At 37.8% G+C, this 26,066-nt stretch carries 21 protein-coding genes, 1 tRNA gene and 1 other RNA gene; 3 read left to right on the top strand and 20 right to left on the bottom strand.

Features of this window, described 5'->3' with window-relative positions; translation table 11 throughout:
- Positions 1-26: 26 nt before the first annotated feature.
- A complete protein-coding gene (locus C1724_RS01185; protein WP_102344929.1) occupies positions 27-926 on the top strand; it encodes a LysR family transcriptional regulator in 900 nt (299 codons plus the stop codon).
- Positions 927-1,227: 301 nt separating this feature from the next.
- On the opposite strand, the gene ssrA is transcribed toward C1724_RS01185, so the two are convergent.
- From ssrA to C1724_RS01115, 14 genes are all read right to left on the bottom strand, one after another.
- Positions 1,228-1,587: a transfer-messenger RNA gene (gene ssrA / locus C1724_RS01180) on the bottom strand.
- A 239-nt stretch (positions 1,588-1,826) separates the two neighbouring features.
- Positions 1,827-2,294 carry an SsrA-binding protein SmpB gene (gene smpB, locus C1724_RS01175; protein WP_102344928.1) on the bottom strand — a complete coding sequence of 156 codons (468 nt, stop codon included), beginning with the start codon at positions 2,292-2,294 and terminating at the stop codon, positions 1,827-1,829.
- A gap of 436 nt (positions 2,295-2,730) precedes the next feature.
- On the bottom strand, positions 2,731-5,049 hold the full coding sequence (gene rnr, locus C1724_RS01170) for a ribonuclease R (protein ID WP_102344927.1): 2,319 nt from the start codon (positions 5,047-5,049) through the stop codon (positions 2,731-2,733).
- 14 nt (positions 5,050-5,063) lie between these two features.
- On the bottom strand, positions 5,064-5,807 hold the full coding sequence (locus tag C1724_RS01165; protein ID WP_102344926.1) for an alpha/beta hydrolase: 744 nt from the start codon (positions 5,805-5,807) through the stop codon (positions 5,064-5,066).
- Positions 5,808-5,921: 114 nt separating this feature from the next.
- Positions 5,922-6,155: a preprotein translocase subunit SecG gene (secG, locus tag C1724_RS01160; protein ID WP_102344925.1), complete on the bottom strand. Its 234-nt coding sequence runs from the start codon at positions 6,153-6,155 to the stop codon at positions 5,922-5,924.
- Between the two features lie 677 nt (positions 6,156-6,832).
- Complete coding sequence (gene eno / locus C1724_RS01155) at positions 6,833-8,125, bottom strand: phosphopyruvate hydratase (RefSeq protein WP_102344924.1); 1,293 nt, start codon at positions 8,123-8,125, stop codon at positions 6,833-6,835.
- Positions 8,126-8,182: 57 nt separating this feature from the next.
- Positions 8,183-9,718 carry a 2,3-bisphosphoglycerate-independent phosphoglycerate mutase gene (gene gpmI, locus C1724_RS01150; protein ID WP_102344923.1) on the bottom strand — a complete coding sequence of 512 codons (1,536 nt, stop codon included), beginning with the start codon at positions 9,716-9,718 and terminating at the stop codon, positions 8,183-8,185.
- Positions 9,711-10,472: a triose-phosphate isomerase gene (gene tpiA / locus C1724_RS01145; RefSeq protein WP_102344922.1), complete on the bottom strand. Its 762-nt coding sequence runs from the start codon at positions 10,470-10,472 to the stop codon at positions 9,711-9,713. The genes gpmI and tpiA overlap by 8 nt, the downstream gene beginning before the upstream one ends.
- Positions 10,473-10,802: 330 nt before the next feature.
- Positions 10,803-11,987, bottom strand: a complete 1,185-nt coding sequence (locus C1724_RS01140; protein WP_102344921.1) for a phosphoglycerate kinase — start codon at positions 11,985-11,987, stop codon at positions 10,803-10,805.
- Positions 11,988-12,338: 351 nt separating this feature from the next.
- Positions 12,339-13,346, bottom strand: a complete 1,008-nt coding sequence (gene gap, locus C1724_RS01135; RefSeq protein WP_102344920.1) for a type I glyceraldehyde-3-phosphate dehydrogenase — start codon at positions 13,344-13,346, stop codon at positions 12,339-12,341.
- 118 nt (positions 13,347-13,464) lie between these two features.
- Positions 13,465-14,493, bottom strand: a complete 1,029-nt coding sequence (locus tag C1724_RS01130; protein WP_102344919.1) for a sugar-binding transcriptional regulator — start codon at positions 14,491-14,493, stop codon at positions 13,465-13,467.
- 295 nt (positions 14,494-14,788) lie between these two features.
- Positions 14,789-15,055 carry a glutaredoxin family protein gene (locus tag C1724_RS01125; protein ID WP_102344918.1) on the bottom strand — a complete coding sequence of 89 codons (267 nt, stop codon included), beginning with the start codon at positions 15,053-15,055 and terminating at the stop codon, positions 14,789-14,791.
- Between the two features lie 30 nt (positions 15,056-15,085).
- The gene (gene rpoN / locus C1724_RS01120) at positions 15,086-16,405 is read right to left on the bottom strand and encodes an RNA polymerase factor sigma-54 (protein WP_102344917.1); all 1,320 of its coding nucleotides are present in this window, start codon (positions 16,403-16,405) and stop codon (positions 15,086-15,088) included.
- Between the two features lie 268 nt (positions 16,406-16,673).
- Positions 16,674-16,745: transfer RNA gene (locus C1724_RS01115), tRNA-Arg, on the bottom strand.
- Positions 16,746-17,267: 522 nt separating this feature from the next.
- On the opposite strand from C1724_RS01115, the gene clpP reads away from it, so the two are divergent.
- Positions 17,268-17,870: an ATP-dependent Clp endopeptidase proteolytic subunit ClpP gene (gene clpP, locus C1724_RS01110; protein WP_102346684.1), complete on the top strand. Its 603-nt coding sequence runs from the start codon at positions 17,268-17,270 to the stop codon at positions 17,868-17,870.
- Between the two features lie 1,415 nt (positions 17,871-19,285).
- Complete coding sequence (locus tag C1724_RS01105; protein WP_102344916.1) at positions 19,286-20,737, top strand: IS1182 family transposase; 1,452 nt, start codon at positions 19,286-19,288, stop codon at positions 20,735-20,737.
- Positions 20,738-20,925: 188 nt separating this feature from the next.
- Here the strand turns inward: C1724_RS01105 and C1724_RS01100 are convergent, their stop codons facing one another.
- The 6 genes from C1724_RS01100 to trxB all read right to left on the bottom strand — a co-directional run bounded on the left by C1724_RS01100 (position 20,926) and on the right by trxB (position 26,007).
- Complete coding sequence (locus C1724_RS01100; protein WP_102344915.1) at positions 20,926-21,180, bottom strand: HPr family phosphocarrier protein; 255 nt, start codon at positions 21,178-21,180, stop codon at positions 20,926-20,928.
- A gap of 109 nt (positions 21,181-21,289) precedes the next feature.
- Complete coding sequence (gene whiA, locus C1724_RS01095) at positions 21,290-22,240, bottom strand: DNA-binding protein WhiA (protein ID WP_102344914.1); 951 nt, start codon at positions 22,238-22,240, stop codon at positions 21,290-21,292.
- A 190-nt stretch (positions 22,241-22,430) separates the two neighbouring features.
- Positions 22,431-23,384 carry a gluconeogenesis factor YvcK family protein gene (locus tag C1724_RS01090; RefSeq protein ID WP_102344913.1) on the bottom strand — a complete coding sequence of 318 codons (954 nt, stop codon included), beginning with the start codon at positions 23,382-23,384 and terminating at the stop codon, positions 22,431-22,433.
- Positions 23,384-24,271: an RNase adapter RapZ gene (rapZ, locus tag C1724_RS01085; RefSeq protein WP_102344912.1), complete on the bottom strand. Its 888-nt coding sequence runs from the start codon at positions 24,269-24,271 to the stop codon at positions 23,384-23,386. The genes C1724_RS01090 and rapZ overlap by 1 nt, the downstream gene beginning before the upstream one ends.
- A gap of 27 nt (positions 24,272-24,298) precedes the next feature.
- Positions 24,299-24,757 (bottom strand): NUDIX hydrolase, encoded by a 459-nt coding sequence (locus tag C1724_RS01080; protein ID WP_102344911.1) that lies wholly within the window; start codon positions 24,755-24,757, stop codon positions 24,299-24,301.
- A 299-nt stretch (positions 24,758-25,056) separates the two neighbouring features.
- Positions 25,057-26,007 carry a thioredoxin-disulfide reductase gene (trxB, locus tag C1724_RS01075; protein ID WP_102344910.1) on the bottom strand — a complete coding sequence of 317 codons (951 nt, stop codon included), beginning with the start codon at positions 26,005-26,007 and terminating at the stop codon, positions 25,057-25,059.
- Positions 26,008-26,066 lie beyond the last annotated feature (59 nt).

Raw genomic sequence — 26,066 nt, 5'->3', positions numbered from 1 at the left:
GAGAATATAAAAGGGGAGAATACTAGTTGGAATTTAAGGACCTAGAGATCTTTCAGATGGTGGCGGAAAAAGGAACCATCACAGAAGCGGCAAAAGAGTTGAATTATGTACAATCGAATCTTACATCTAGAATTCATAAGTTAGAAGCTGAAATGAAAACTCCTTTATTTAATCGACATCGACGTGGTATGAGTTTGACACCAGAAGGAAAAAAACTATTAACTTATAGTAATAAAATATTACAATTAACTGAAGAAATGAAAAAAGCAGTTCAAACTAATAGTGAGCCATCTGGAAAATTAGAAATTGGCACAGTAGAAACCGTCATTCATTTACCCCAAATTTTGTCTAGCTATATTAAGAAATATAAAGATGTCGATTTATCAATTTTTACTGGTGTAACAGAAACATTAGAAAAAGATGTATTAAATCATAAGCCGGATGGAGCTTTTGTTACAGAATCGGATATTCATCCCGATCTTGTAGCGCATGAAGTGTTTCAAGAGGAACTTGTTTTAATTTCCGATATGCACATTACCTCCCTAGAAGAGGTAAAAGAGGTACCCGTATTATGTTTTAGCAAAGGTTGTGGATACCGAGCACGCTTAGCACAATGGTATAAAGACCAAGACATCATACCTCAAAAGGTAATGGAATTCGGTACATTAGAAACGATCTTGCGTAGTGTTGTGATGGGGCTCGGTGTTACATTTGTTCCAAGGTCGTCAGTTGATCAATTGAAAAAAAACGGACTAATTCAATGTCATGAACTTCCAGAGCAATACAGTAAGATTAAAACAGTATTTATTAGAAGAAAAGATACATTCTTAACCTCAACAATCGAAAAATTTATTGAAACCATCGAATCAAATAAACAAGTAGATATCCGAACCCCTGAGTTAATCACAGGTTGCTGTTCATGCTGAATCATCAAATGATGGTACTCCTCTAGGGAAAGTACTGAAAAGAATATGGGAATAGCCAAAACAAAACCCTTGGCAAACGCATTTTGGCGTTACCAAGGGTTGAAAGTTTAACTGCAATATAGAAATTCTACGAATGACATAATTTAAAACCGCTGTATACGAATTTGCACATACGGTGGTATGGGGGAAGTGAAGGTAAACCCACATAATATTAAGTGCAAAAGCGATCACTTATGTATAAAGAGATCGCTAAATTATCAAATATTTAATAAAGCCAAATAAAAAACCACCAATTATGTATTGGTGGAGACGGTGGGAGTCGAACCCACGTCCAGAAATAACGGCACTTAAGCTTCTACGAGTGTAGTCGACATATTCGCATTTCGCTGAGCCATATGCCTGTCGACAGGCGTCCGGTCAGCTAGTCTGGTTGTTCTCTTCCTTCATCCTCAGACGGTGGAATCCGGCGTAGCCCACTAAGAGTGAGTCCCTTACCCTACCACATGGGCTATGGAGGGAGGAACCGCTAAGCGCTTATTAAGCAGCTAAAGCGAAGTTGTTTTGTTGTTTGCCAGTTATAGGCTTTGACGTTTTAACGAGGCCGATCCCCTCGACTCGCAACCTAAGCTCGAACTATCCCTGTCGAATCCGTAGCGTCCCCATTATTATAGGTCACGTCGAATCTTATTCTGCACGTTGACGTCCGGAAAAACTTGTTAAGCTGAGCTAAGATTGTGTCACATGTTGTGACATTTATTATTATAACATACTGTATGTTAATTTCAAATTGTAAGTTTCTGTATACTCTGTACTAATTTGAGTTTTATTTATGTGTCACTCGCGGTGACATAAGTTATTATAACATGCTAAACGCTAATTTCAATTGTAAGTTTTTGTAAGCTACATCTTTTGTCTTTCTCTGAAGGCACGCTCGATGTCACGTTTGGCTTCTTTCTTTTTGAGTGTCTCACGCTTATCGTAATTCTTTTTACCTTTTGCAAGACCAATTAATAATTTTGCATACCCATTTTTTAAATAAATCTTTAATGGTACAAGTGAATAACCAATCTCTTTTGTTTCACCAAGTAGTTTGTTAATTTCTTTCCGATGTAGCAGTAGCTTTCTTTCACGTAATGGATCATGATTATATCGATTTCCTTGTTCATAGGGGCTAATATGCATCCCAATAATGTAAACTTCCCCATTATGAACCCTTGCATATGATTCTTTTAAGTTCACACGTCCTGCACGGATGGCTTTAATCTCCGTTCCTTGGAGCACAATTCCCGCTTCGTATGTTTCTTCAATAAAATAATCATGGTATGCTTTTTTATTTTGCGCAATAACCTTGCCTGCACCTTTAGGCATCTTCCACCCCTCCTACTAACAACCGTATTCCTACTATACCAAATTTTTCACATTAACAGCAAATAATTATCCAAGCAGAGCTCTGTTTACTAGCGTTCAGCAGTTTATTTGCAGCAACTTCCTAAAATTAATATCAATCTTGCGTTTGAATCGTACTTTTGCAGCACTATACTGCGATTATAAAATGATTAATATCAATCTTGCAGTCCATTCACTTCTATCGAGAGTTTTTATCAGCCACTTCGTCGTATATATCTGCCACTTTTATTGGATATCACCCAACTTCACTACATATATCTGCCACTTTAGAATTATATCAGCAACTAATAACGATTCTCACAGCCCAGCCCATCACCCTTTTCAACAGCAGAAACGGCCTAGCACTAAAAAAACAGGCATGAAACATAAAAGTTCCATACCTGGTAATCGCTCACTATTATTTTTTCTTCTTCTTTTTCTTTTTACCTACATTCTGATAATACGGTTTATTGTTTTTCTTCTTATCATCCTTTTTAGGGCCTTTACCAGGACGTTCCTGACTGTCTCTAGTTTTGGTTGGTGATTTTCCGCGACCGCCGCTCTTAATAACCTTAGGGGCATCTTTACTTGTTGGCCTTCTTGTTCCTTTCATGCCGACAATTTCGAAATCAACAACGCGCTCTTCCTTATTAACATTGACAACCCGAACGGTAATTTCATCACCAATTCTAAAGATATTGCCTGTGCGCTCACCGATCATTGCATAATGAGCTTCGTCATAACGATAGTAATCATCCGTTAAATAGCTAACATGTACAAGCCCTTCTACCGTGTTTGGCAATTCAACAAATAGTCCAAAGTTAGTAACCGAGCTAATCATGCCGTCAAATTCCTCGCCAATTTTATCTAACATATATTCAGCTTTCTTCAGATCATCCGTTTCACGCTCTGCATCAACAGCACGACGTTCCATGTTTGAAGAATGCTCAGCAATATTTGCAAGGTCTTCCTGCCATTTTTTCTGCGTTTGTTCATCTAATTTTTTCTCAATTAAATACGTACGAATCAAGCGATGGACGATTAAGTCAGGGTAACGGCGGATTGGCGATGTAAAATGCGTGTAAAACTCAGCCGATAACCCAAAGTGTCCTAAGCTTTCCGGGTCATATTTCGCTTGTTTCATCGAGCGGAGCATAACGGTTGAAATAACGGTTTCTTCTGGTGTACCTTGAACTTCTTCTAGAATTTGCTGCAATGCTCGTGGATGAATGTCATTTGCAGTACCCTTTACTACATAGCCAAAGTTCGTGATAAACTCGAAAAAGCGGTTCAGTTTTTCAGCTTTCGGATCTTCATGGATACGATAAATAAACGGTACGTTCATCCAATGGAAATGCTCGGCAACTGTTTCGTTTGCTGCTAACATAAATTCTTCTATGAGACGTTCGGCTACAGATCGCTCACGAATCACAACATCGGTTGGGTGACCTTCCTCATCGACCAGAACTTTCGCTTCTTTAAAATCAAAATCAATCGCGCCACGTTCAAATCGTTTTTTTCGTAAAATTTCAGCAAGCTCGCCCATTAGCTTAAACATCGGCACTAGCGATTCATATCTTGACAGCACCTCTGGGTCTGCATCCACTAAAATTTTATTTACATCTGAATACGTCATGCGCTCTGTTGTTTTAATCACACTTTGGAAAATTTCATGGCTCACTACAGCTCCGTTAGGATCGATCTCCATTTCGCATGACATGGTCAGCCGGTCAACTTGCGGATTTAAACTACAAATGCCATTTGATAAGCGATGCGGAATCATCGGAATTACGCGGTCAACTAAATACACACTTGTACCACGATCAGCGGCTTCCACATCAATTGGTGAATCTTCTGTTACATAATAAGATACGTCAGCAATGTGAACACCTAGCTTATAGTTACCATTATCAAGCTTTGTCACGGTAACAGCATCATCCAAGTCCTTCGCATCTGCACCGTCGATTGTGACAATCACTTGATCACGCAAATCGCGGCGGTTTTTAATTTCATCTGGATCGATTTCATCTGGTGTAGAATTGGCTTGTTCTAGCACTTCAGGTGGAAACTCACCCGGCAAGCCATGTTTATGAATAATCGAGAGAATATCAATTCCCGGGTCATTTTTGTGTCCTAATATTGTTTTAACTTCCCCTTCAGCGCTCATGCGGCCTTCAGGATATTTCACAATCGTAGCGACAACCTTATGGCCATCGACCGCACCATTTTTCGCTTCCTTTGGGATGAATATATCATTGCCGATTCGCTTATCATCCGGGATGACGAAACCAAAATATCGGTTATCTACATATGTACCTACCACTTCTGTTATACTGCGTTGAATAATTCGTACAATCGACCCTTCAGGACGGCCATTTGCAGGATGACGGTCAATCCGGGCTAAAACTATATCACCATGCATCGCACTTCTCATTTCTGAAGGCGGCACAAAAATATCATCTAAGCTTTTATCTTCCTGCTCGACAAATGCAAACCCTTTGGAATGGGCAATGACTTTACCGCGAACCAAGTTCATTTTTTCTGGAATGCCATAGCGATTACTTCTTGTTCGAACAACTAACCCCTGCTCTTCCATAATTACTAGAGCCTTCACGAACTCTTTAAATTCCGTTGAGTCCTCAATTCCAAATGCTTCTTCTAATTCTTTAACCGTTAATGGTTTATAAGATTCTTCCTTCATAAACGATAATAAACGATCAATATGTTCTTGACTCATATTTCAACCTCCTTTTACCAATTAAGATTATGTAAAAATTCATATATATCCTCATGCAGCTGATCTCGCTCTTTATCAAAAGTTATGGCATGTCCGGACTCTTCATACCATTTTATTTTCTTTTGATCTGTTTGAACCTCTTCATAAATAACATTGGCACTGTCAGTGTTAATCATGTCATCCAGACGACCTTGTACAACAAATGTTGGTGCATAAATAAGATCTATCTGTTTTCTAACATCGACAATTAAATTTTGCAAAGCATGTATCGTTTTCATTGGTGCTTGTTGCAGTTCTTCCATTTCAGCTGCAATTTGTTCATCTGATTTGCCTTCACGGCGCTTATACTCCTTGGCATATGAAAGTACACCTTGGAGCATTATTTCTTCTTTATTCATATACATCGGGGCACACATAGGAATAATAGCCTTTATAGGTTCAGTGTATCCCAGTTTTAAAGAAAATACCCCTCCAAGCGAGATTCCACACACCGCAATCTTTTCATAGCCTTTATCTTTCAAAAACTGATAGCCATTCCGTACATCCTCCCACCAGTCATCCGGGCCATATTCCACCAATTCCTCTAGTGAAACGCCGTGCCCTTTATAAACAGGAGCATGACAGGTATATCCTTTACTTTCTAAAAACCGGCCCAGCATCCGTACATCTGCCGAATTCCCTGTAAATCCGTGAAGTAGTAGTACAGCTCGGTCACCATCGGTTTCAAAAGTAAACGGCTTTGGCGGCATTAATTTCATATTTCAATATCCCCTTTTCCCACATACTTAATTTATATTAGTTTTTACCAAAATTGATTTAAATACACAAAAAGCAGCAGGCGAATCTCACCTGCTGCTTGTATCATTGATTGATTATACTTCGAAATATGTTACAGCAATTGCTAAAACGAAAAATAAAACAGCTAAAACAATCGTGACTTTGTGTAAAACCGCATCCATACCACGCGCTTTTTGTTTACCAAAAAGCTGCTCCGCACCACCAGAAATGGCACCTGATAAACCCGCACTTTTTCCTGATTGTAGTAATACTACAACAATTAATCCAATAGAAACTATAATTAAAAGCGTTACAGCTACTGCATGCATTGCTATACCTCCTACATACCCACTTTGCAATAATCCTACTTTACCATATCTTATCAGAAATAACAAGTTTGTATTATGTACTGCCATTTATGTATTTCAACTAATGCATTTAGCCTCTATCGCGCCAACTTGATACCAAAGTATCTATTTACGCAAATTAAATAAACTAGCCTAATTCACAAATATATTGCCTTAACCTACAAATTCGCTACCCTATTGAATGAAAAGATCAACTAGTTGATATAGTGAAATGCCCGGTTTAACAGCTAGTTACATTATTATACAGCTCAACTGTTATTGCTAAACGATCCATAATCTATAGCAAGTTACCATCTAATAACCGGCATTTTATTCATTTAAAGAGCATCTTTACGATATGTTTGTATTTTGAATAAAGTAGTATGTATGTAATGGCCAATTTGAGGAATCAAGGCTTTCGCTTATAAAGTCTCAATTTCCGCTTACATTTTCTATAATCCGCTTATAAATCAAAAATTTCGCTTATAACCCATCCAATTCCGCTTATAAACTCCTCAAATCCGCTTACAAATTGTAATTCCGCTATTAACTAGCCAACTTTCTCGCTTAAATCAATTACCTTCGCTCTTTACCACCCACATCAGGCAAAATAAAAAGACCGAGCACCCAATATAGAGTGCTCGATCTTCAACTAATTCTTACTTCTTTAAATTATAAAATGCTTTTTCGCCAGCATATTGGCTCATTTCACCTAATTGATCTTCAATTCGTAGTAATTGATTGTACTTCGCAACGCGGTCTGTACGTGATGGAGCACCTGTTTTAATTTGACCAGCATTAGTAGCAACTGCAATGTCAGCAATTGTGCTGTCTTCTGTTTCACCAGAGCGATGAGAAATTACAGCCGTATAGCCTGCACGTTTTGCCATTTCAATTGCATCAAATGTTTCTGTTAATGTACCAATTTGGTTCACTTTAATAAGGATTGAGTTACCTACGCCTTGCTCAATACCTTGAGAAAGTTTTTTCGTATTTGTAACGAATAGATCGTCACCTACTAATTGTACGCGGCCGCCTAGGCGCTCTGTTAACATTTTGTGGCCTTCCCAGTCGTTTTCATCTAGGCCGTCTTCAATTGAAACGATTGGGTACTTGTTGCAAAGTTGCTCGTAGAAATCAACCATTTCTGCAGAAGTTTTAACAACACCTTCACCCTTAAGATGATACTTGCCATCTTCTTTATTGTAAAACTCAGAAGATGCAGCATCCATTGCAAGTTTAACTTGCTCACCTGGCTTGTAGCCTGCTTTTTCAATCGCTTCGATAATCGTTTGAAGCGCTTCTTCGTTTGATCCAAGGTTTGGTGCGAAACCACCTTCATCACCTACAGCTGTGTTTAAGCCTTTTGCTTTCAGAACAGCTTTTAAGTTATGGAAAATTTCTGCGCCCATGCGTAATGCCTCACGGAAGTTTTCCGCACCGACTGGCATAATCATAAATTCTTGAATATCCACGTTGTTATCGGCATGTTCTCCACCGTTAATGATGTTCATCATCGGCGTTGGTAATGTTTTCGCATTGAACCCACCAAGGTATGCATAAAGTGGAACTTCTAAGAAGTCTGCTGCAGCACGTGCTACGGCCATGGAAACACCTAGAATTGCGTTAGCACCTAATTTCCCTTTGTTTTCAGTGCCATCTAATTCCATTAAATATTGGTCAATCGCAACTTGATCTGTTACGTCAAAACCGATAATTTCTGGCGCAATTTTTTCATTTACATTTTCAACAGCTTTTAAAACACCTTTTCCTAGGTAACGATCTTTGTCACCATCGCGTAATTCAACTGCTTCATATTCACCAGTAGATGCACCACTTGGAACTAACGCACGCCCCATTGCACCTGATTCTGTATAAACTTCTACTTCCACTGTTGGATTACCACGTGAATCCAGTACTTCGCGAGCATAAACATCAACAATAATTGACATAGTTAATCTCTCCTTTTTCTTAGAAAATTCGATCCGAGTTTTTATAATCAACTTAAACTATTTAATAATTAATGAATTCCCTGTCATTTCTTTTGGCTTTTCAACGCCTAATACATCTAATAGTGTGGGCGATAAATCGCCTAAAATACCATCATTTCGCAAATTCAAGCCATTTTTTGTGATGATCACTGGCACTGGATTTGTTGTATGTGCCGTCATTGGGGTATCCTCCAATGTAATCACTTCATCTGCATTTCCATGGTCTGCCGTAATGATAGCCACACCATCTTTTGCGATAATCGCGTCCACGATTTTGCCAAGGCATTCATCAACGGTCTCAATCGCTTTAACAGTTGGCTCCAGCATTCCAGAATGTCCAACCATATCAGGATTTGCAAAGTTTAAGATAATCACATCATGATTATCATTTTCGATTTCTGCTAAAAGAGCGTCAGTCACTTCATAAGCGCTCATTTCCGGTTTCAAATCATATGTAGCAACCTTTGGTGAATTAATTAGAATTCGTTTTTCACCTGGGAATTCTTCTTCACGACCACCGCTGAAGAAAAACGTAACATGCGGATACTTCTCCGTTTCAGCAATGCGCAGCTGCTTTAAGCCATGCTGCGAAAGCACTTCGCCGCATGTATTATCTAAGTTCACACTCTTAAATGCGACGTAGCCATCAACTGTTTCACTAAAATGCGTTAAACATACAAAGTATAAGTCCTTCGGAGCACTTGGTCCGCGGTCAAATTCTCTGAAGTCTTCGTTTGTAAACGCGCGTGAAATTTGAATCGCACGATCTGGTCTAAAGTTATAAAAAATAACAGCATCATTATCAGACATTTTCGCAATCGGTTCACCATCATTTTTTAAAATGACTGATGGCAGTACGAACTCATCAAAAATACCATTATTATAAGAGTCTTCAATACATTCTTGTGCAGATTGATAGCTTGGGCCCTTGCCATACACCATCGCATCATAACATTTCTGAACACGATCCCAGCGCTTATCACGGTCCATCGCATAATAACGTCCAGAAATGGTTGCAAATTGGCCAACACCAATTTCTTTCATCTTCGCTTCGGCTTGAAGAATAAATTCCTTCGCAGTTTGTGGACCAACATCTCGTCCATCTAAAAAGCCATGGACGTATACCTTTTCAACACCGTCCTCTTTGGCCATTTTTAATAACGCATACATATGATTAATGTGACTATGTACACCGCCATCAGATAATAATCCAAAGATATGTAGAGCTGTATTATTTTGTTTTGCATGCTGAATGGCCGCCTGGAAGGTTTCATTTTGGAAAAACTCGCCTTCACGAATGGCGACATTCACACGAGTTAGACTTTGGTAGACAACACGCCCTGCGCCAATATTTAAATGTCCAACCTCTGAGTTTCCCATTTGACCCTCGGGTAACCCAACGGCTTCTCCAGACGCGGTTAACGTGGAATGCGGATACTGTTCCCAGTAGCGATCAAAGTTCGGCTTTTTTGCATGTGCAACAGCATTACCTTTGACTTCATCACGCAACCCAAATCCGTCTAAAATAATTAAAGCATGTGGTTTTCTAGCCATTATTAACTGCCTCCAAAAGCTGTAAGAACGAGCTTGGTTCAAGACTCGCACCACCGACTAACGCACCATCAATATTAGGCTGCGCCATATATTCCCCAATATTTGTTGGCTTTACACTGCCACCATATTGAATGCGAACGGTATCAGCCACTTCTTTTGAATATAATTTTCCCACCACTTGGCGAATATAGCCGCATACCTCATCAGCATCTGCTGCAGATGATGATTTACCCGTACCAATCGCCCAAATTGGCTCATACGCAATCACAACATTCTTGACTTGTGCCTCTGTTAATCCAGCTAACCCCTTTTCAACTTGAGCGCCCACAATGTCATTCGTTGTGCCCGATTCACGCTGCTCTAGAGTTTCACCAACACAAACAATTGGAATTAACCCATGAAGAAAAGCAGCATGTGCTTTCTTATTAACCGTTTCATCTGTTTCCGCAAACATTTCGCGGCGCTCTGAATGACCAATAATGACGTAATCAACATTGAGATCTTTAAGAGCAACTGGACTTACTTCACCTGTAAAAGCACCGCTATCTTCAAAATGCATATTTTGCGCACCGATTTTCAAGTTGGTGCCTTGTGATGCGTGTACGAGTCGATCTAAAAATAAAAACGGCGAACAAACAACCGAATCGACGACATCCGGTGAAGGAATATTATTCTTTACTTCTTCAACGAAGCTTGTTGCTTCAGAAAGGACCTTATGCATTTTCCAGTTTCCTGCGATGATTGGTTTTCTCATGTTTAAATGCACCTCCAATATTTTTACACATTATGTGTCATTCCGCAAACCATTATTTTAATTTTCAAAAAACATTTCTATAATAGCTAAACGCTTGTTAATCTTTACCGGACATTAGATTCCTTATCTCTGTTAAAAAGGGCCTTTTTAAAATGTTAACGGACATTTATTCCGCTATTACAAGGTAATTCGCCTATTATCTACTGATTTTATGTAAATAACGAATTATTTGTCCGGAAAAGCCTGTCAATCACCCGTTTTTATGCAAATAAGGCACTATTTGTCCGCAAAACCTTCCAAACAGCATTTTCCAAGATAATCTTAAGCTACCTATTTATCATTCAATGCCGCAACACCTGGAAGCTCTTTTCCTTCCATGAACTCAAGTGAAGCACCACCGCCAGTAGAAATATGATCCATTTGGTCTGCGTATCCAAATTTCTCAACAGCAGCTGCAGAATCTCCACCGCCAATGACTGTATATGTATTATTAGCATCTGCTAAAGCCTGCGCCACACCCTTTGTGCCGCCTGCAAATTTTTCAAACTCAAATACTCCCATCGGGCCATTCCAAATTACAAGCTTCGAGTTTTGAATCACTTCACGATACTTTTCAGTTGTTTTTGGACCAATATCAAGCGATTGCCAGTCAGCTGGAATCGAGTCAATATCTACAACTTTTGTTTCAGCATCAGCTGAAAATTCATTGGCAACGACAGCATCAATTGGCATATAGAAGTTTACGCCTTTTTCTTTTGCTTTTTCCATAAAGGATTTAGCCAAATCAATCTTGTCTTCTTCTAACAAAGATTGTCCAATTTCAAGACCTTGGGCTTTAACAAACGTGTAAGCTAAGCCACCGCCAATAATTAAGTTGTCTACTTTTTCTAGCAAGTTTTCGATAACACCAATTTTATCTTTAACCTTTGCACCACCAATAATCGCTGTAAACGGACGATCTGGATTAGACAATGCCTTACCTAAAACCTCAAGCTCTTTTTCCATTAAAAAGCCTGCAACCGCTGGTAAATGGTTTGCAATCCCTTCCGTTGATGCATGCGCACGGTGTGCAGCTCCGAATGCATCATTCACATAGATGTCTGCTAAGCTTGCAAATGCTTGCGCTAGCTCAGGATCATTCTTTTCTTCGCCAGGATAAAAGCGGACGTTTTCTAATAGAAGGACATCGCCATCATTCATCGTTGCAATCTCTTGTTCCACCTCTGGTCCATATGCTTCAGCTGTTTTCTTAACAGCTTGTCCAGACAACTCTTGTAGACGCTTTGCAACCGCATCTAAACGCATCTCTTCGACCACTTGACCTTTTGGACGACCTAGGTGGCTTGCAAGAATAACCTTTGCTCCTTGCTCACTTAGATATTGAATCGTTGGTAATGCAGCACGAATACGAGTATCATCCGTTACTGCTCCGTCTTGCATGGGAACATTAAAGTCTACGCGGCAAAATACTTTTTTACCTTTGACATCAATGTCTCGAATCGACTTCTTATTCATAGATTGCGCCTCCTTCAATTAATTTTGTTCATAAAATTGAACAGAGGTAGTATTTCCCTCTGTTTCCTATATTTGATTATAAACTGTAACAGCCAACTGTCCACTAAAGTTGTTTATTTTTTTAGAAAAACTTGTTTACAAACTTCTAGCCATTATGTCGGATCTTGTCATTAAAACTCGTTATCCATTCGAGTTTTAGAAAAACACGTTATTTGGCAAATTAGTGTCGTGCCATATTTTTTAGAGGAAACTTTTATAAAGTATGATAAAAACTTGGCTCCCACTACTATATAGCGGAAGCCTGAGAATTTTTTTATCATTGAGCTAAGACCTTCAAGTGAAGGATACTAATTAAAGTCCTTGCTTAGCAATGTAATCAATTAAGTCAACAACACGGTGTGAATATCCACTTTCGTTATCATACCAAGAAATAACTTTTACCATGTTTCCTTCTAATACCATTGTTGATAAAGCATCAATTGATGATGAAAATGGTGATCCATTATAGTCTCTTGAAACAAGTGGTTCTTCGCTATAATGTAAAATTCCTTTTAATGGACCTTCCGCTGCTGCTTTAAATGCTGCATTTATTTCATCAGCCGTTACTTCTCTATCTAATTCTGCAACAAGGTCTACTAATGATACGTTTGGTGTTGGAACACGCATTGCCATACCATTTAGTTTTCCTTTTAACTCAGGAAGAACTAATGAAACAGCCTTTGCAGCACCTGTTGTTGTAGGAATAATATTTTCAGCTGCTGCACGTGCACGACGATAATCTTTATGTGGTAAATCCAGAATTTGTTGATCATTTGTATATGAGTGTACAGTTGTCATCATACCGCGCTTTAAACCGAATTGGTCATTTAAAACCTTAGCAAATGGAGCAAGGCAGTTTGTTGTACAAGATGCATTTGAAATAACATGGTGGCTGCCAGCATCATATTTATCATCATTAACGCCCATAACGATCGTGATATCTTCATCACTTGCAGGAGCAGAGATGATCACTTTCTTCGCACCAGCTTCAAGATGTTTTGCTGCATCTGCGCGTTTCGTAAAACGTCCAGTTGATTCAACAACAACATCTACACCAAGATCGCCCCAGCCAAGTGCAGCTGGATCACGTTCAGCTTTAACAGTAATTTCTTGTCCATTCACAATAAGGTTATTTCCACTAACTTCAACCTTTGCTTCAAACGTTCCATGAACTGTGTCATATTGAAGAAGGTGCGCTAGCATATTAGCATCTGTTAAGTCGTTAATTGCTACAATATCTACATTGGGATTTTTTAATGCTGCTCTGAATACGTTACGTCCAATTCTACCAAATCCATTAATACCAACTTTAACTGCCATGTGTATTCCTCCTTAAAATGAAAACCTATCTTTTTTATATTTGTGGCTGGTTAAACTTTCCTGTTGATTTACGCTCCAATCAACACCATTCAACAATAAGTTTTAACATAGCCATATTTTAAAGGGATGAATCCCTAATTAATACTTGAGCTGCCCCCTCATCTGTTATGAGAGTTGTATTTTGTCCTTGTTTCATAAATGCTGAAATTGCATTCGCTTTTGAAGCGCCGCCTGCCACCGCTATTACAAATGGAATATTCTTAATATCTTCAAGTTGAATACCGATTGTACGAACCTTATGAATAATATCTCCCTTAGCGTTAAAATAATACCCAAACGCCTCGCCTACTGCGTCTCCATCCATAATATGCTGAAAAATATCAGCGGGTGTTTTGCGACGATTTGCCATTGTCATAGCGTCCCCAACTCCATGGACAACCATGCTTGAAGATTTGATTAAATCTAGAACTTCTTTAATTGAGGGCTCTGAAGTTAGTGTTGTGTATGCCTCTTCACTTACTTGATCAGGTACATGTAATAACCGATAGTGTCCAAGTGTTTTTTCAGCCATTTTTGCACAAATTGTATTAGCTTGATTTTCTACTTGTTCTCCTAAGCCGCCTCTAGCAGGTACAAATAAAAGTTCGCGATTTTTTGGATCTGGTTGCATCATTTCTGCTACGTTCGCCATGGTCGAGCCGCCTGTAACTGCAATTATATTGTTCGCAACATAGCTTTCCTTCATTCGAATTGCACATGCTCGACCTAATTCTTTTTTCACTAATTCATCTTGGTCGCTATCACCAGCAACGATAATTACCTCTTGCAGATTCAATTTTCTTTTTAATGTATCCTCTAAATCCTTAATCCCTGATACTTCTTTCATAATTTGTTCGAGCTGTCGTACTAATTGAGCTCCTTCAATTGTGAGACTCATTCCACTTACAGAGATATCAAGAATACCTTGATCTTTTAGAAAATTAACCTCACTTCGCAAAACTCGCTCAGTTATTCCTAAATGTGTAGCCAGAATTCGCCTGCCAATCGGCTGCATCAATCTCACATATCTAAGAATTTGATAACGTTTTTGCATGACTTCGAGTAAATCGGGTAACAATTTTTGTTGAATCTTTAAAATTGAATCCATCTGATAGCGTCCCCTTTATTGCACTTTTTACCAATACGGACGTATAACGTCCCACCTAGACATATTGTGTCCCAGTTAAGGTAAAAAAAATCGCTCCTGCTATTTACATATTGTAACAGGAATGATTTTACTGTTCAAGTAAAATAAAGTGAAACTTCCATCAATGGTTTTTCCACTGATGGTTAGTACCTAAAGGTATGACCTAAAGGCCCTTAAACTAATCGGAGTTTACGGGCAGTTCCCCCCACCATCTTCTAGGATACACAGAATCTTATGGTGGGGGGCTTACTGCCCGTTATAGGTGGGATATATTTTTTTTAGAAAGAAAATAATCTTCAACGATCTCTTTACTAATAATCCCATAATCAACTTCATCGCCATCAATTTCTACAACTGGAATCATAATTTGATATTTTTCTAGCAATACATCATCTTTATATATATCAATATCCTCAATTTTAAGGTTGTATGTTTCGCTTAATTCAAGCAACACTGCTTTTCCTTTGTCACATAATGGACAGCCTATTTTCGTATAAAAATTAACGTGAACTTCTTTGCTCATAGCTATCTCCTAACTAGAAGGTCTACAATATCATTCATAGCGCTTTCTACCTGCTGATGAAAGAATGCCTAGTTGGTCACGGTATTTCGCAATCGTACGCCTAGACACATTAAATTGATATTGCTCTTTTAGTATAGTAGCTATTTTTTGATCGGACAATGGCTTCTGTTTATTTTCCTGATCAACGATTTCTCTAATCGCCTCTTTTACTGCCGCTGATGATGTATCATCCTCGTCATTTGTTTGAATGCTCGATGTAAAAAAGTACTTCAGTTCAAACACGCCCTGTGGTGTTTGAACATACTTTCCATTCACGGTCCTGCTGACAGTTGATTCATGCATATCAATTTTAGCAGCAATATCTTTTAACGTAAGTGGTTTTAAATAGGCTCTACCTTTCGTAAAAAATTCACGCTGTACCTCAATAATTGCAGCCATTACTTTTTCCATCGTCATAAAGCGCTGCTCGATTGCTTTTTTGATAAAATTAAATTGATCCCAGTGGCCTTTTATATAAGAGTCGATTTCTGAATGACCAGAAATACGCTGTTCATAACCCTGTTCGAGCCGTATTGTTGGGATTACCTTATTATTTATAATAATCTTAAAGGTACCGTTCACTTCTTTAATCGTCATGTCAGGGATGATGTACTGTGAATGATTATTACTAAATAATGCTCCAGGTCGTGGATTTAATGTCTGAATAAAATCAAAAATTCCCTGGATCTTTGTAATAGGTACATCTAACTCCTGACTGATTTTTTTCCACTTACGATTTGCCATCTCATTCAAGTAGTCACTAACTATTTTTTCAGCCAGTTCATTTCGTTCAGGTAAATCTCTCAATTGTATCAGTAAGCATTCTTGCAAATTCCTGGCCCCAACTCCAAGCGGCTCACATTGCTGCATACGGTATAGAAGCATTTCAACTACCGGTTCAGGTGTGTGAAATTTGTCTGCTACATCCTGCAAGTTTCCTGTAAAATAGCCATTATCATCAACGGATAGCACAAGATGCTCTAACACTTCTTTTTCATGCACACTAAAGCGCATTATCGCTATTTGGTTTAATAAATGTTCATGTAGTGAGTTACTAGTTTGATCTGCAATATTTAGGATCATTTTCTGTTTCTCATCGCTGTCTGTACTTTTAAAATTAGGCGATTTACCTAGTAGGCTTACCGTTGGGTTAGAAATAGATTCCATATCAAGGAGCGGATTTTCAACGGCTTGCTGCTGTAAAAATTGATTTAGTTCAGCGGAGGAATATTGAAGTAAAGATATAGCTTGTCGCAGCTCTGTTGTCATTACAAGTTTAGTAGTCTGGTGTTGAATAAGCTCTTGTTTCATTTACTTTCTCCTTCCTGAACAGTTTCTAATAATATTTTATCATTCGTTTATAATTTTGTGAACATTCAGAATGAAAACGTTTTCCTTTTTGAGTGATATGTTTACACTTAATCTTGGAGTATCACATCCTGTATGACTTTGAATCTGGAGGACTGGGCGCTGGAGATGGATTTCTATAACTTTATAAAGTTAACCACATAATAGCTAAAAAAAGGCACTGAAAACGTTGAAGCAGCAACGTTTCAGTGCCTTTTTCTTCTAAAATTTACGCCCTCGGAGGGAATCGAACCCCCAGTACAAGAACCGGAATCTTGTGTGTTATCCATTACACCACGAGGGCAAAACAGTTTTAACCGTGCGAATTTTATTATAAGGAAGATCTTAAACTTTTGCAAGTAAAAACGAAAAAAGGATGGCAAACCACAATGAATACGCATCTTGAGATAAACCAACGTCTTTATCCAACAAAAAAGGATTTTTGTACTCAAATCTCGAAATATACAGTATATGCAAATTAGCATATGTTGCTAACATCGCCTTATTCGGGTAAAGTAATTTGGTGTACCAACTGGCTACATAAAATTTTTAGTATAAACTGTACAACCAGCACATAAGCATAGGTATAGCAAGGATTTCGCACACTGTGTTAACTGCTATAAGTGTTTATCGATGCTACTAAAAATTTAATGAAAACTGCAAGTAAAGACATAGCCATAGGTTTAAATCCCGTTAAATAAGGCTATGCTGAAAAAATGTGAAATAGTATAAAATCGGCAAAGCTTACTGTTTGACCTTTTTTGACCTTATATGTATTATAAGTACATAAGAGACTATTGGATACAAGGAGGAACTTATTATGAACATGCATTTAATTCCAACTGTTATTGAGCAAACAAACCGCGGAGAAAGAGCATACGATATTTACTCTCGACTTTTAAAAGACCGCATCATCATGCTTGGAACTGCAATCGACGACACAGTAGCAAACTCAGTTGTTGCACAATTACTATTCTTGGCTGCAGAAGATCCAGATAAAGACATTTCTCTATATATTAACAGCCCAGGTGGTTCGATTACAGCTGGTATGGCTATTTACGATACAATGCAGTTTATTAAGCCTGATGTTTCTACAATTTGTATTGGTATGGCTGCATCAATGGGTGCTTTCCTATTAACTGCTGGTGCAAAAGGCAAGCGTTTCGCTTTACCTAATAGTGAAGTTATGATTCACCAACCACTAGGCGGTACGCAAGGACAAGCAACAGACATCCAAATCCATGCAAAACGCATTATCCAAATGCGCGAAAAATTAAACGAAATCATGGCTGAACGCTCTGGTCAACCGATCGAAGTAATCAACCGCGATACAGAACGCGATAACTTCATGAGCGCTGAACAAGCAAGAGAATATGGTTTAATTGACAAAGTAATTACTACAAGCGCTGCAACTGAAACTAAAAAGTAATCAATGTAATTGGCTCCTGTTGTTAAAACAGGAGCTATTTTATTTGAGTTCTGTTTTTGGATTCGCGATGAAGAGGTTTCGTGCTACTTTTTTAGTGCTGTTTCCTCTTCATCCTCACTATGAAGAGGTTTTAAGCTACTTTTTCCATGCTATTTCCTCTTCATCAGCGCTATGAAGAGGTATTCGGCTATTTTTTCCATGCTGCTTCCTCTTCATACGCACTATGAAGAGGTTTTTGGCTACTTTTTTCTTGCCGTTTCCTCTTCATCCGCGCTATGAAGAGGTTTTCGGCTACTTTTTTAGTGCTGTTTCCTCTTCATCCACACTATGAAGAGGTTTCGTGCTACTTTTTTGATGCTATTTCCTCTTCATCCGCACTATGAAGAGGTTTTCAGCTATTTTTTCCATGCTGCTTCCCCTTCATCAGCCTTATGAAGAGGTTTCATGCTACTTTTTCGATGCTTTTTCCTCTTCATCCGCACTATGAAGAGGTTTTAAGCTACTTTTTCCATGCTATTTCCTCTTCATACGCACTATGAAGAGGTTTCATGCTACTTTTTCGTTGCTATTTCCTCTTCATACGCACTATGAAGAGGTTTCCGGCTACTTTTTTGATGCTGGTTCCTCTTCATACGCACTATGAAGAGGTTTCGTGCTACTTTTTCGATGCTTTTTCCTCTTCATCTGCACTATGAAGAGGTTTCGTGCTACTTTTTCAATGCTATTTCCTCTTCATCCGCACTATGAAGAGGTTTTCGGCTACTTTTTCAATGCTGGTTCCTCTTCATCAGCCTTATGAAGAGGTTTTAAGCTACTTTTTTGATGACTTTTCCTCTTCATCCGCACTATGAAGAGGTTTTCGGCTATTTTTTCCATGCTATTTCCTCTTCATCAGCGCTATGAAGAGGTTTTAAGCTACTTTTTCGTTGCTTTTTCCTCTTCATCCGCACTATGAAGAGGTTTCATGCTACTTTTTTAGTGCTGTTTCCTCTTCATACGCACTATGAAGAGGTTTCGTGCTATTTTTTCGATGCTATTTCCTCTTCATACGCGCTATGAAGAGGTTTCCAGCTGCTTTTTCAATGCTATTTCCTCTTCATCAGCGCTATGAAGAGGTTTCATGCTACTTTTTCGTTGCTTTTTCCTCTTCATCCGCACTATGAAGAGGTTTTCGATAACTTTTATCAATACCGTTTCCTTTCATCAGCCATAATAATAAAGTAACAGGCCTTGAACATACTTGATTGAACTCTTTGACTCATTAATTTATCAGCAAAACAAAAATAGGCCCCCGATTTTATCGAGGGCACTGAAAAAGTCCTTAAAATTTTAAAAAGGTATAATTCTCATATATTTGAGGAATTATACCTTTTTTCTTGTATAATTATAGTATCAATTTCAAGTGGGTGGATTGGATGATACAAAAACAAGAGATGATGAATTTAAGTCCATATATGCAAATTTATGATTTGGTTGTTCCAAAGGATAACCTTCTACGCAGAATAAACGATCTAATCGATTTTTCATTTGTTTATGAAGAACTTGAAGATAAATATTGTCATGATAATGGACGCAATGCGATCCACCCTATTCGTATGTTTAAATATCTATTGTTAAAATCCATTTACAATATATCCGATGTTGATATTGTTGAACGTTCAAAGTATGATATGTCGTTTAAATATTTTCTTGATATGGCACCAGAAGACCCAGTGATTGAACCAAGTTCTTTAACGAAGTTTCGGAAATTACGTTTAAAAGATATTAATCTTTTAGATTTACTGATAAATAAAACTGTTGAAATTGCAATTGCTAAAGGCATTCTAAAAAGTAAATCTCTCATTGTGGACGCCACACATACAGGAGCTCGTTATAATCAAAAATCAGCAAAAGAAGTTTTGATGGACCGATCGAAATTACTTAGAAAGACGATTTACCAAATAGATGTAAATATGAAATGTAAATTTCCAAGCAAAACCAATTCTGATGTATTAGAAGATCAGATAGAATACTGTCAAAAACTAGTTAAGGTAGTTGAAAAGGAAGAAATACTTTGTGAGTATCCAAAAGTTAAAGAAAAATTAAATCTTTTAAAAGAGACATTGGATGATGATATAGAACATTTACAACTTTCACAAGATGAAGACGCGAAGATTGGGCATAAGTCGGCGGACTCTTCCTTTTTTGGTTATAAGACACATATAGGTATGAGTGAAGAAAGAATTATTACTGCAGCAACGGTAACAACTGGTGAAAAAAATGATGGAAAACAATTAGAGACTATAGTGGAAAAAACGGTACGTGCAGGAATGAAAGTTAAGACTATAATTGGAGATGCAGCTTATTCAGAAAAAGGAAATATTGAGTATACCAAAAACAATGGAATAAAGTTAGTAGCTAAGTTGAATCCAGCAGTTACGCAGGGCTGCCGAAAAAAAGAAGATGAATTTGAATTTAACAAAGATGCAGGAATGTATGTCTGCAAGGCTGGGCATATGGCAATTAGAAAAGCACGTCAAGGGAAAAAGTGTGTATCAACTAATCAAGTTGACACTTATTATTTTGATGTGGAAAAATGTAAGATATGTCCTTTGAAGGAAAGTTGTTACAAAGAGGGCGCTAAGAGTAAGAGTTATTCTGTATCGATTAAATCCGATGTACATACAGAACAAATGAACTTTCAAGAAAGTGAATATTTTAAAGAAAAGTCGAAAGAGCGCTACAAAATAGAAGCTAAAAATAGTGAATTGAAAAACAGACACGGGTATAATGTTGCAAAATCCTCGGGTCTAATTGGCATGGAGATGCAAGGAGCAATGGCAATATTCGCAGTAAATTTAAAAAGAATACTGAAGTTAATGGATTAAGTAAAAGAATCATACAGTCAAAATATCAAAAAAAGACGACTCAATAAATTCAGTTTTTGAATTTGAGTCGTCTTTTTCTGTCTGTTATCCTTGATACTTTGAAAAACCGTCAGGTTTTTCAGTGCCCCCGATTTTATCAGCGCCTATTTTTCACTACTTTGTTCAGTTTAACACAAACACAGTTACTATTATTCTTTTTCAACAAACTGACTTAATGCATTAACTGCTTCTTTTTCATCGTTTCCATCAGCGATTAACTTAACTTCTACTCCAGATCCAACCGCTAAACTCATTAACCCCATAATGCTTTTAGCGTTTACTTTCTTTCCGTCTTTCTCTAAAAAAACATCCGCAGAAAAACGATTGGCCTCCTGTACAAATAATGCAGCTGGTCTTGCTTGTAAACCAGTTTTCAACTTTACTGTAATATTTTTCTCTATCACTGGATTCTCCTCCTACTAATAGCCCTTATTTATTTTATTCTCATCTGACAAAGCTTATATTCGTTTTGTTAGAAAATAATTATTTTGCCGCTTATTATCTAAATTACGATCAAGCTTTAGGAAATGTTTCACCTAATCGTAATTTATCTGCAATTTCATCAATTTTTCTGAGACGATGATTAATTCCAGACTTACTAATAGTGCCACCAGATACCATTTCACCTAACTCTTTAAGCGTTACATCCTGATATGTTATTCTTAACTCTGCGATTTCCCTAAGCTTGTCAGGAAGTGTTTCTAGCCCCACCGTATCTTTAATAAATCGAATATTTTCAACTTGACGAATGGCTGCACCAATCGTTTTGTTTAAATTAGCAGTTTCACAGTTCACTAACCGATTCACTGAATTTCTCATATCGCGGACAATCCGGACATCTTCAAAATGAAGTAATGCTTGATGTGCTCCAACTATATTTAAGAGCTCACTAATTTTTTCGCCTTCTTTTAAATAACAGATATACCCTTTTTTGCGTTCTAATGTTTTCGCGTTCAAGTCGAAAGAGTTCATTAAATCACAAAGTGAGTCATTATGCTCTTCATATAACGAAAAGATCTCTAGATGATAGGATGATGTCTCTGGATTGTTTACTGATCCTCCCGCAAGAAAGGCCCCTCTCAAATAAGAACGCTTGCAGCACTTCTTTTTTGTAACCGTTTTAGATATTGAATGGATAATAGAAAAAGGCTCTTCAAGGATGCCTAAATCTGTCAATATATCCTTCGCTTTCTCTATCAAGCGCACAATATATACATTATTTTTCTTCAATCTCATTTTCTTTCGGACTAACAGCTCTACTGAAACATCATATTCTCTTTTAATAAGCGTATAGATTCTCCGGGCAATAGCCGCATTCTCTGTTTGAACATCGACAACAACATTTCGATTCATAAATGACATGGACCCATTCATTCGAATAAGAGCGGAAAGCTCAGCTTTTGCACAACAATCATGAATGTCTAAGTTGGTTAGTTCTTTTTTAGTCTCTGAAGCAAAAGACAAGTCTCCACCCCCCCCTGTGTATATGTTGTTTCAAGGATCGTTTCTCTATATACCTAGTTATCCCTTTTTATATGAATAAATAAACGCCACTTACTAATTTTAAGTGTTCCTAAGGAGAAAGGCAATGCTGTTCTTCACTTCTATCTCAGCCCATTTTAAACAACTTAAAAGGAGTAAACAACTAATATGCTTACAATAAAGAGAATATTAACTTTGCTATTTTAGAAGTATCATGACGGATAACACCTTGCTCAATATGAATTAAATCTTGATTAATAATTTTTACCCCAAACTGCTTTAATCGATCTAGATCATACAGCACAGGTTGTGCATTTTCTTCTTTATAACGCTGTAAAATATGAACAGGTATTTCGGCATCATTTACAATAACCATATCTAAAAAAGCACATTTTAAATGTTCGTATAGCACTTTAATATGATCACTAGCAGAAAAACCTGTTGTTTCTCCTGCTTGTGTCATAACATTGCAAACATAAACCTTTTTTGCATTAGAATGACAAAGCTCCTGCCCAATTTTCGTTACAAGCAAATTAGGCAAAATGCTTGTATATAAGCTACCAGGTCCAATGATGATAACATCAGCGTGATGTATTTCCTCCAATGTTTCAGGTAATGGCTCTACATCTTTCGGAGATAAGTATACTCTTTTAATTTTTTTATCTGTATCCGGAATTTTCGATTCACCAGTTACAATCGACCCGTCTTCCATTTCTGCACTTAGAATGATGCCCCGATTCGCTGCCGGAAGAACTTTTCCTTTAACATTTAAAACTTTACTCATTTCGCGAATGGCCGTAACAAAATCACCGGTAATATTGGTCATGGCAGCAAGCAAGAGATTTCCTAATGCATGACCCGACAATTCATTCCCATTTTTAAAGCGATGCTGAAACAGACTTTCAATTAATGGTTCCACTTCCGAAAGTGCTGCCAACACATTGCGGATATCACCAGGAGGCGGAATTTGCAAGTCACTTCGCAGGCGACCAGAGCTGCCACCATCATCAGCTACAGTCACAATCGCTGTAATATCGATTGGATATTGCTTTAATCCGCGCAGCAGGACTGGCAAGCCGGTACCACCGCCAATCACCACAACTTTAGGTAGTCTTCTCCATTCCATTAACTTTTGCCCTTTCGCTTGTTTATATCCCGATGTCCTCGAGTTGTATAATAGTCCTTTTCAAAATGCTTGCCGATATATTCTGCTAATGTTACAGAGCGGTGTTGCCCCCCTGTACAACCAATGGCAATAATTAATTGACTTTTGCCTTCGCGTTTATATTGTGGCAACATAAATTCAAGTAAATCAATAAGTTTTTCCATAAATTTTTGTGTCTCCGGCTGCTTTAACACATAGGACGAAACTTCTTCTTCAAGACCGGTTTTTGGACGAAGTGCATCAATATAATGCGGATTCGGTAAAAACCGAACATCAAAAACTAAATCAGCATCAATTGGGATTCCATATTTAAATCCAAACGAAATCACATTTACATTAAAAATTTGCTGTTTTTCCTTCGAAAAGCCTGTAATAATTCTTTCACGGAGCTTGCGCGGGCTTAACTCAGATGTATCAATAATAAATTGAGCACGCCCCTTTAATTCATCGAGCATCTCTCTTTCAAGCTGTATTCCTTCAAGAGGCATGCCACTTGGCGCTAACGGATGTGCTCTTCTCGTTTCCTTATAACGACTAACTAAAGCTGAATCACTCGCATCTAAGAAAACAATTTGTGGAATAACCCACCTCTTATCATTCATATCGTCAATAGCGTCTAATAATGACTCAAAAAATTCGCGGCCGCGTAAATCCATTACCAAAGCCACTTTATTCATTTTAACGCCTGATTCTTTAACTAACTCTAAAAATTTAGGAAGTAACGTCGGGGGTAAATTATCTACACAAAAAAAGCCTAAATCCTCAAAGCTTTGGACAGCAACAGTTTTCCCTGCTCCACTCATCCCTGTAATAATAACCATTTGAACATCATGATTTGCTGTAACCATTGTATAGTTGCGCCCCTTTCAAATATATTAAGATGGATCTAACCGATAAGAAATGAGTTCAAAATTCGGCGTATACGTAAAAGTACCGTACATAATCCCATTTCCATTAATGCAATAATCAATTATATGATAATCACCAGGTGCCATTGGCAGCTTATTAACATCTGTAAGCGGCTGCCATTGTACTAGGCCTTCATCAGATTCATCGACATTTACACCATCAAATTGCTCTGCAAAAAATGTAAACATCATCCACTCTGCAATAACTTCATCTTCCTCTTTAATGACAATTGTAAAAATCCCTTTAATCGTTGGGTCCTTCAAATATATACCCGTTTCTTCACGGTATTCACGAATGACAGAATCTCTAATAGATTCACCTAGCTCCATTTTTCCACCAGGTGCTACCCACCAACCTCGACGGGGCTTTTTCAGAAGAAGTATTTGGTCTCCTTTTTTTAAAACGCAATTAGTCACACGCTGCAAATCGTTCACCTCAACAGTATAGCTACTTGTCCTATACAAATATTAACTTAGCCTTATTATACTATTATTGTGAGTAGGTCACAATTAACACGTGATATTGTGTTACATTGAAATAGTAAAGTATAGTAGCTAGGTATTTTTTTAAATGAAAACGACAAATATACAGCAAAAAAAGAGGCAGCAGCTACGAACTGTGCCTTTGTTTCTTATATAATTAAAGGGGGGTCATTTCTTACTTCTATCATACCCCCTAAATGTTTCAACACGGTTACAATCGGGTTAAAGATTTGTTAAAAATTTCAAATATTCGCCTTTAGCTCTTCTTCTAAGGCTTCAATATAATGTTGAGCACTTTGTGCAGCAATACTTCCATCACCTGTTGCTGTAACGATTTGTCGCAATGTTTTTTCACGAATATCACCAGCAGCAAAAATACCAGGCACTTTCGTTTCCATTTGATCATTTGTTTCGATATAACCAGCTTCGTTTGTAATACCTAAGCTTTTGAATGGTTCACTTAATGGTACTAGACCTACGTATATGAAAACACCATCTGCTTTGAAGTCCGTTTGTTCGCCACTGTTTACATCTTCAATCACAACACTAGATACTTTGTTATCTGTACCTTTAATTTCTTTAACAGTGTGATTCCAGATAAACTCAACCTTTTCATTTTCAAACGCACGTTTTTGTAAGATCTTTTGAGCACGTAATTCTTCACGGCGATGAATAACAGTTACTTTAGATGCAAAACGTGTTAAATATACGCCTTCCTCAACAGCAGAGTCACCACCGCCTACAACAACAAGCTCTTTACCTTTAAAGAATGCCCCGTCACATACCGCACAATAGGATACGCCACGTCCGCTCAATTCTTTTTCTCCAGGTACATTAAGATTTTTATGTTGTGCACCAGTCGTAATAATAACAGCTTTCGCTTTAAACTCCTTGCTGCCACACTTAACTGTTTTGTATTCTTTACCATCAACAATTTCTTTTATATCGCCATAAGCATATTCAGCGCCAAATTTCTTAGCATGCTCAAACATTTTCGTTGATAAATCTGGACCTAATATATGATCATAACCAGGATAGTTTTCTACTTCTTCAGTATTTGCCATTTGCCCACCAGGCACACCACGCTCAAGCATCAATGTACTTAGATTAGCACGAGATGTATAAACAGCAGCAGTCATCCCCGCTGGTCCTGCACCTGCTATGATAACATCATAAATTTTATCTTCACTCATCATTCCCACTCCTTGAACTTCGATCTTTATACCATCTATCGTATAGTTTAAAAGAGTAT

It is taken from the genome of Bacillus sp. Marseille-P3661 (assembly GCF_900240995.1).
GTDB lineage: Bacteria > Bacillota > Bacilli > Bacillales > Bacillaceae_J > OESV01.
Note: the sequence above shows the minus strand (reverse complement) of the source record. Positions and strands in the feature narration are given on the sequence as shown.

Coding starts and splice junctions, on each gene's coding strand:
- smpB (WP_102344928.1), bottom strand. CDS start 2,294: ATGCCTAAAGGTGCAGGCAAGGTTATTGCGCAAAATAAAAAAGCATAC.
- rnr (WP_102344927.1), bottom strand. CDS start 5,049: ATGAGTCAAGAACATATTGATCGTTTATTATCGTTTATGAAGGAAGAA.
- C1724_RS01165 (WP_102344926.1), bottom strand. CDS start 5,807: ATGAAATTAATGCCGCCAAAGCCGTTTACTTTTGAAACCGATGGTGAC.
- secG (WP_102344925.1), bottom strand. CDS start 6,155: ATGCATGCAGTAGCTGTAACGCTTTTAATTATAGTTTCTATTGGATTA.
- eno (WP_102344924.1), bottom strand. CDS start 8,125: ATGTCAATTATTGTTGATGTTTATGCTCGCGAAGTACTGGATTCACGT.
- gpmI (WP_102344923.1), bottom strand. CDS start 9,718: ATGGCTAGAAAACCACATGCTTTAATTATTTTAGACGGATTTGGGTTG.
- tpiA (WP_102344922.1), bottom strand. CDS start 10,472: ATGAGAAAACCAATCATCGCAGGAAACTGGAAAATGCATAAGGTCCTT.
- C1724_RS01140 (WP_102344921.1), bottom strand. CDS start 11,987: ATGAATAAGAAGTCGATTCGAGACATTGATGTCAAAGGTAAAAAAGTA.
- gap (WP_102344920.1), bottom strand. CDS start 13,346: ATGGCAGTTAAAGTTGGTATTAATGGATTTGGTAGAATTGGACGTAAC.
- C1724_RS01130 (WP_102344919.1), bottom strand. CDS start 14,493: ATGGATTCAATTTTAAAGATTCAACAAAAATTGTTACCCGATTTACTC.
- C1724_RS01125 (WP_102344918.1), bottom strand. CDS start 15,055: ATGAGCAAAGAAGTTCACGTTAATTTTTATACGAAAATAGGCTGTCCA.
- rpoN (WP_102344917.1), bottom strand. CDS start 16,405: ATGAAACAAGAGCTTATTCAACACCAGACTACTAAACTTGTAATGACA.
- clpP (WP_102346684.1), top strand. CDS start 17,268: ATGCATTTAATTCCAACTGTTATTGAGCAAACAAACCGCGGAGAAAGA.
- C1724_RS01105 (WP_102344916.1), top strand. CDS start 19,286: ATGATACAAAAACAAGAGATGATGAATTTAAGTCCATATATGCAAATT.
- C1724_RS01090 (WP_102344913.1), bottom strand. CDS start 23,384: ATGGAATGGAGAAGACTACCTAAAGTTGTGGTGATTGGCGGTGGTACC.
- rapZ (WP_102344912.1), bottom strand. CDS start 24,271: ATGGTTACAGCAAATCATGATGTTCAAATGGTTATTATTACAGGGATG.
- trxB (WP_102344910.1), bottom strand. CDS start 26,007: ATGAGTGAAGATAAAATTTATGATGTTATCATAGCAGGTGCAGGACCA.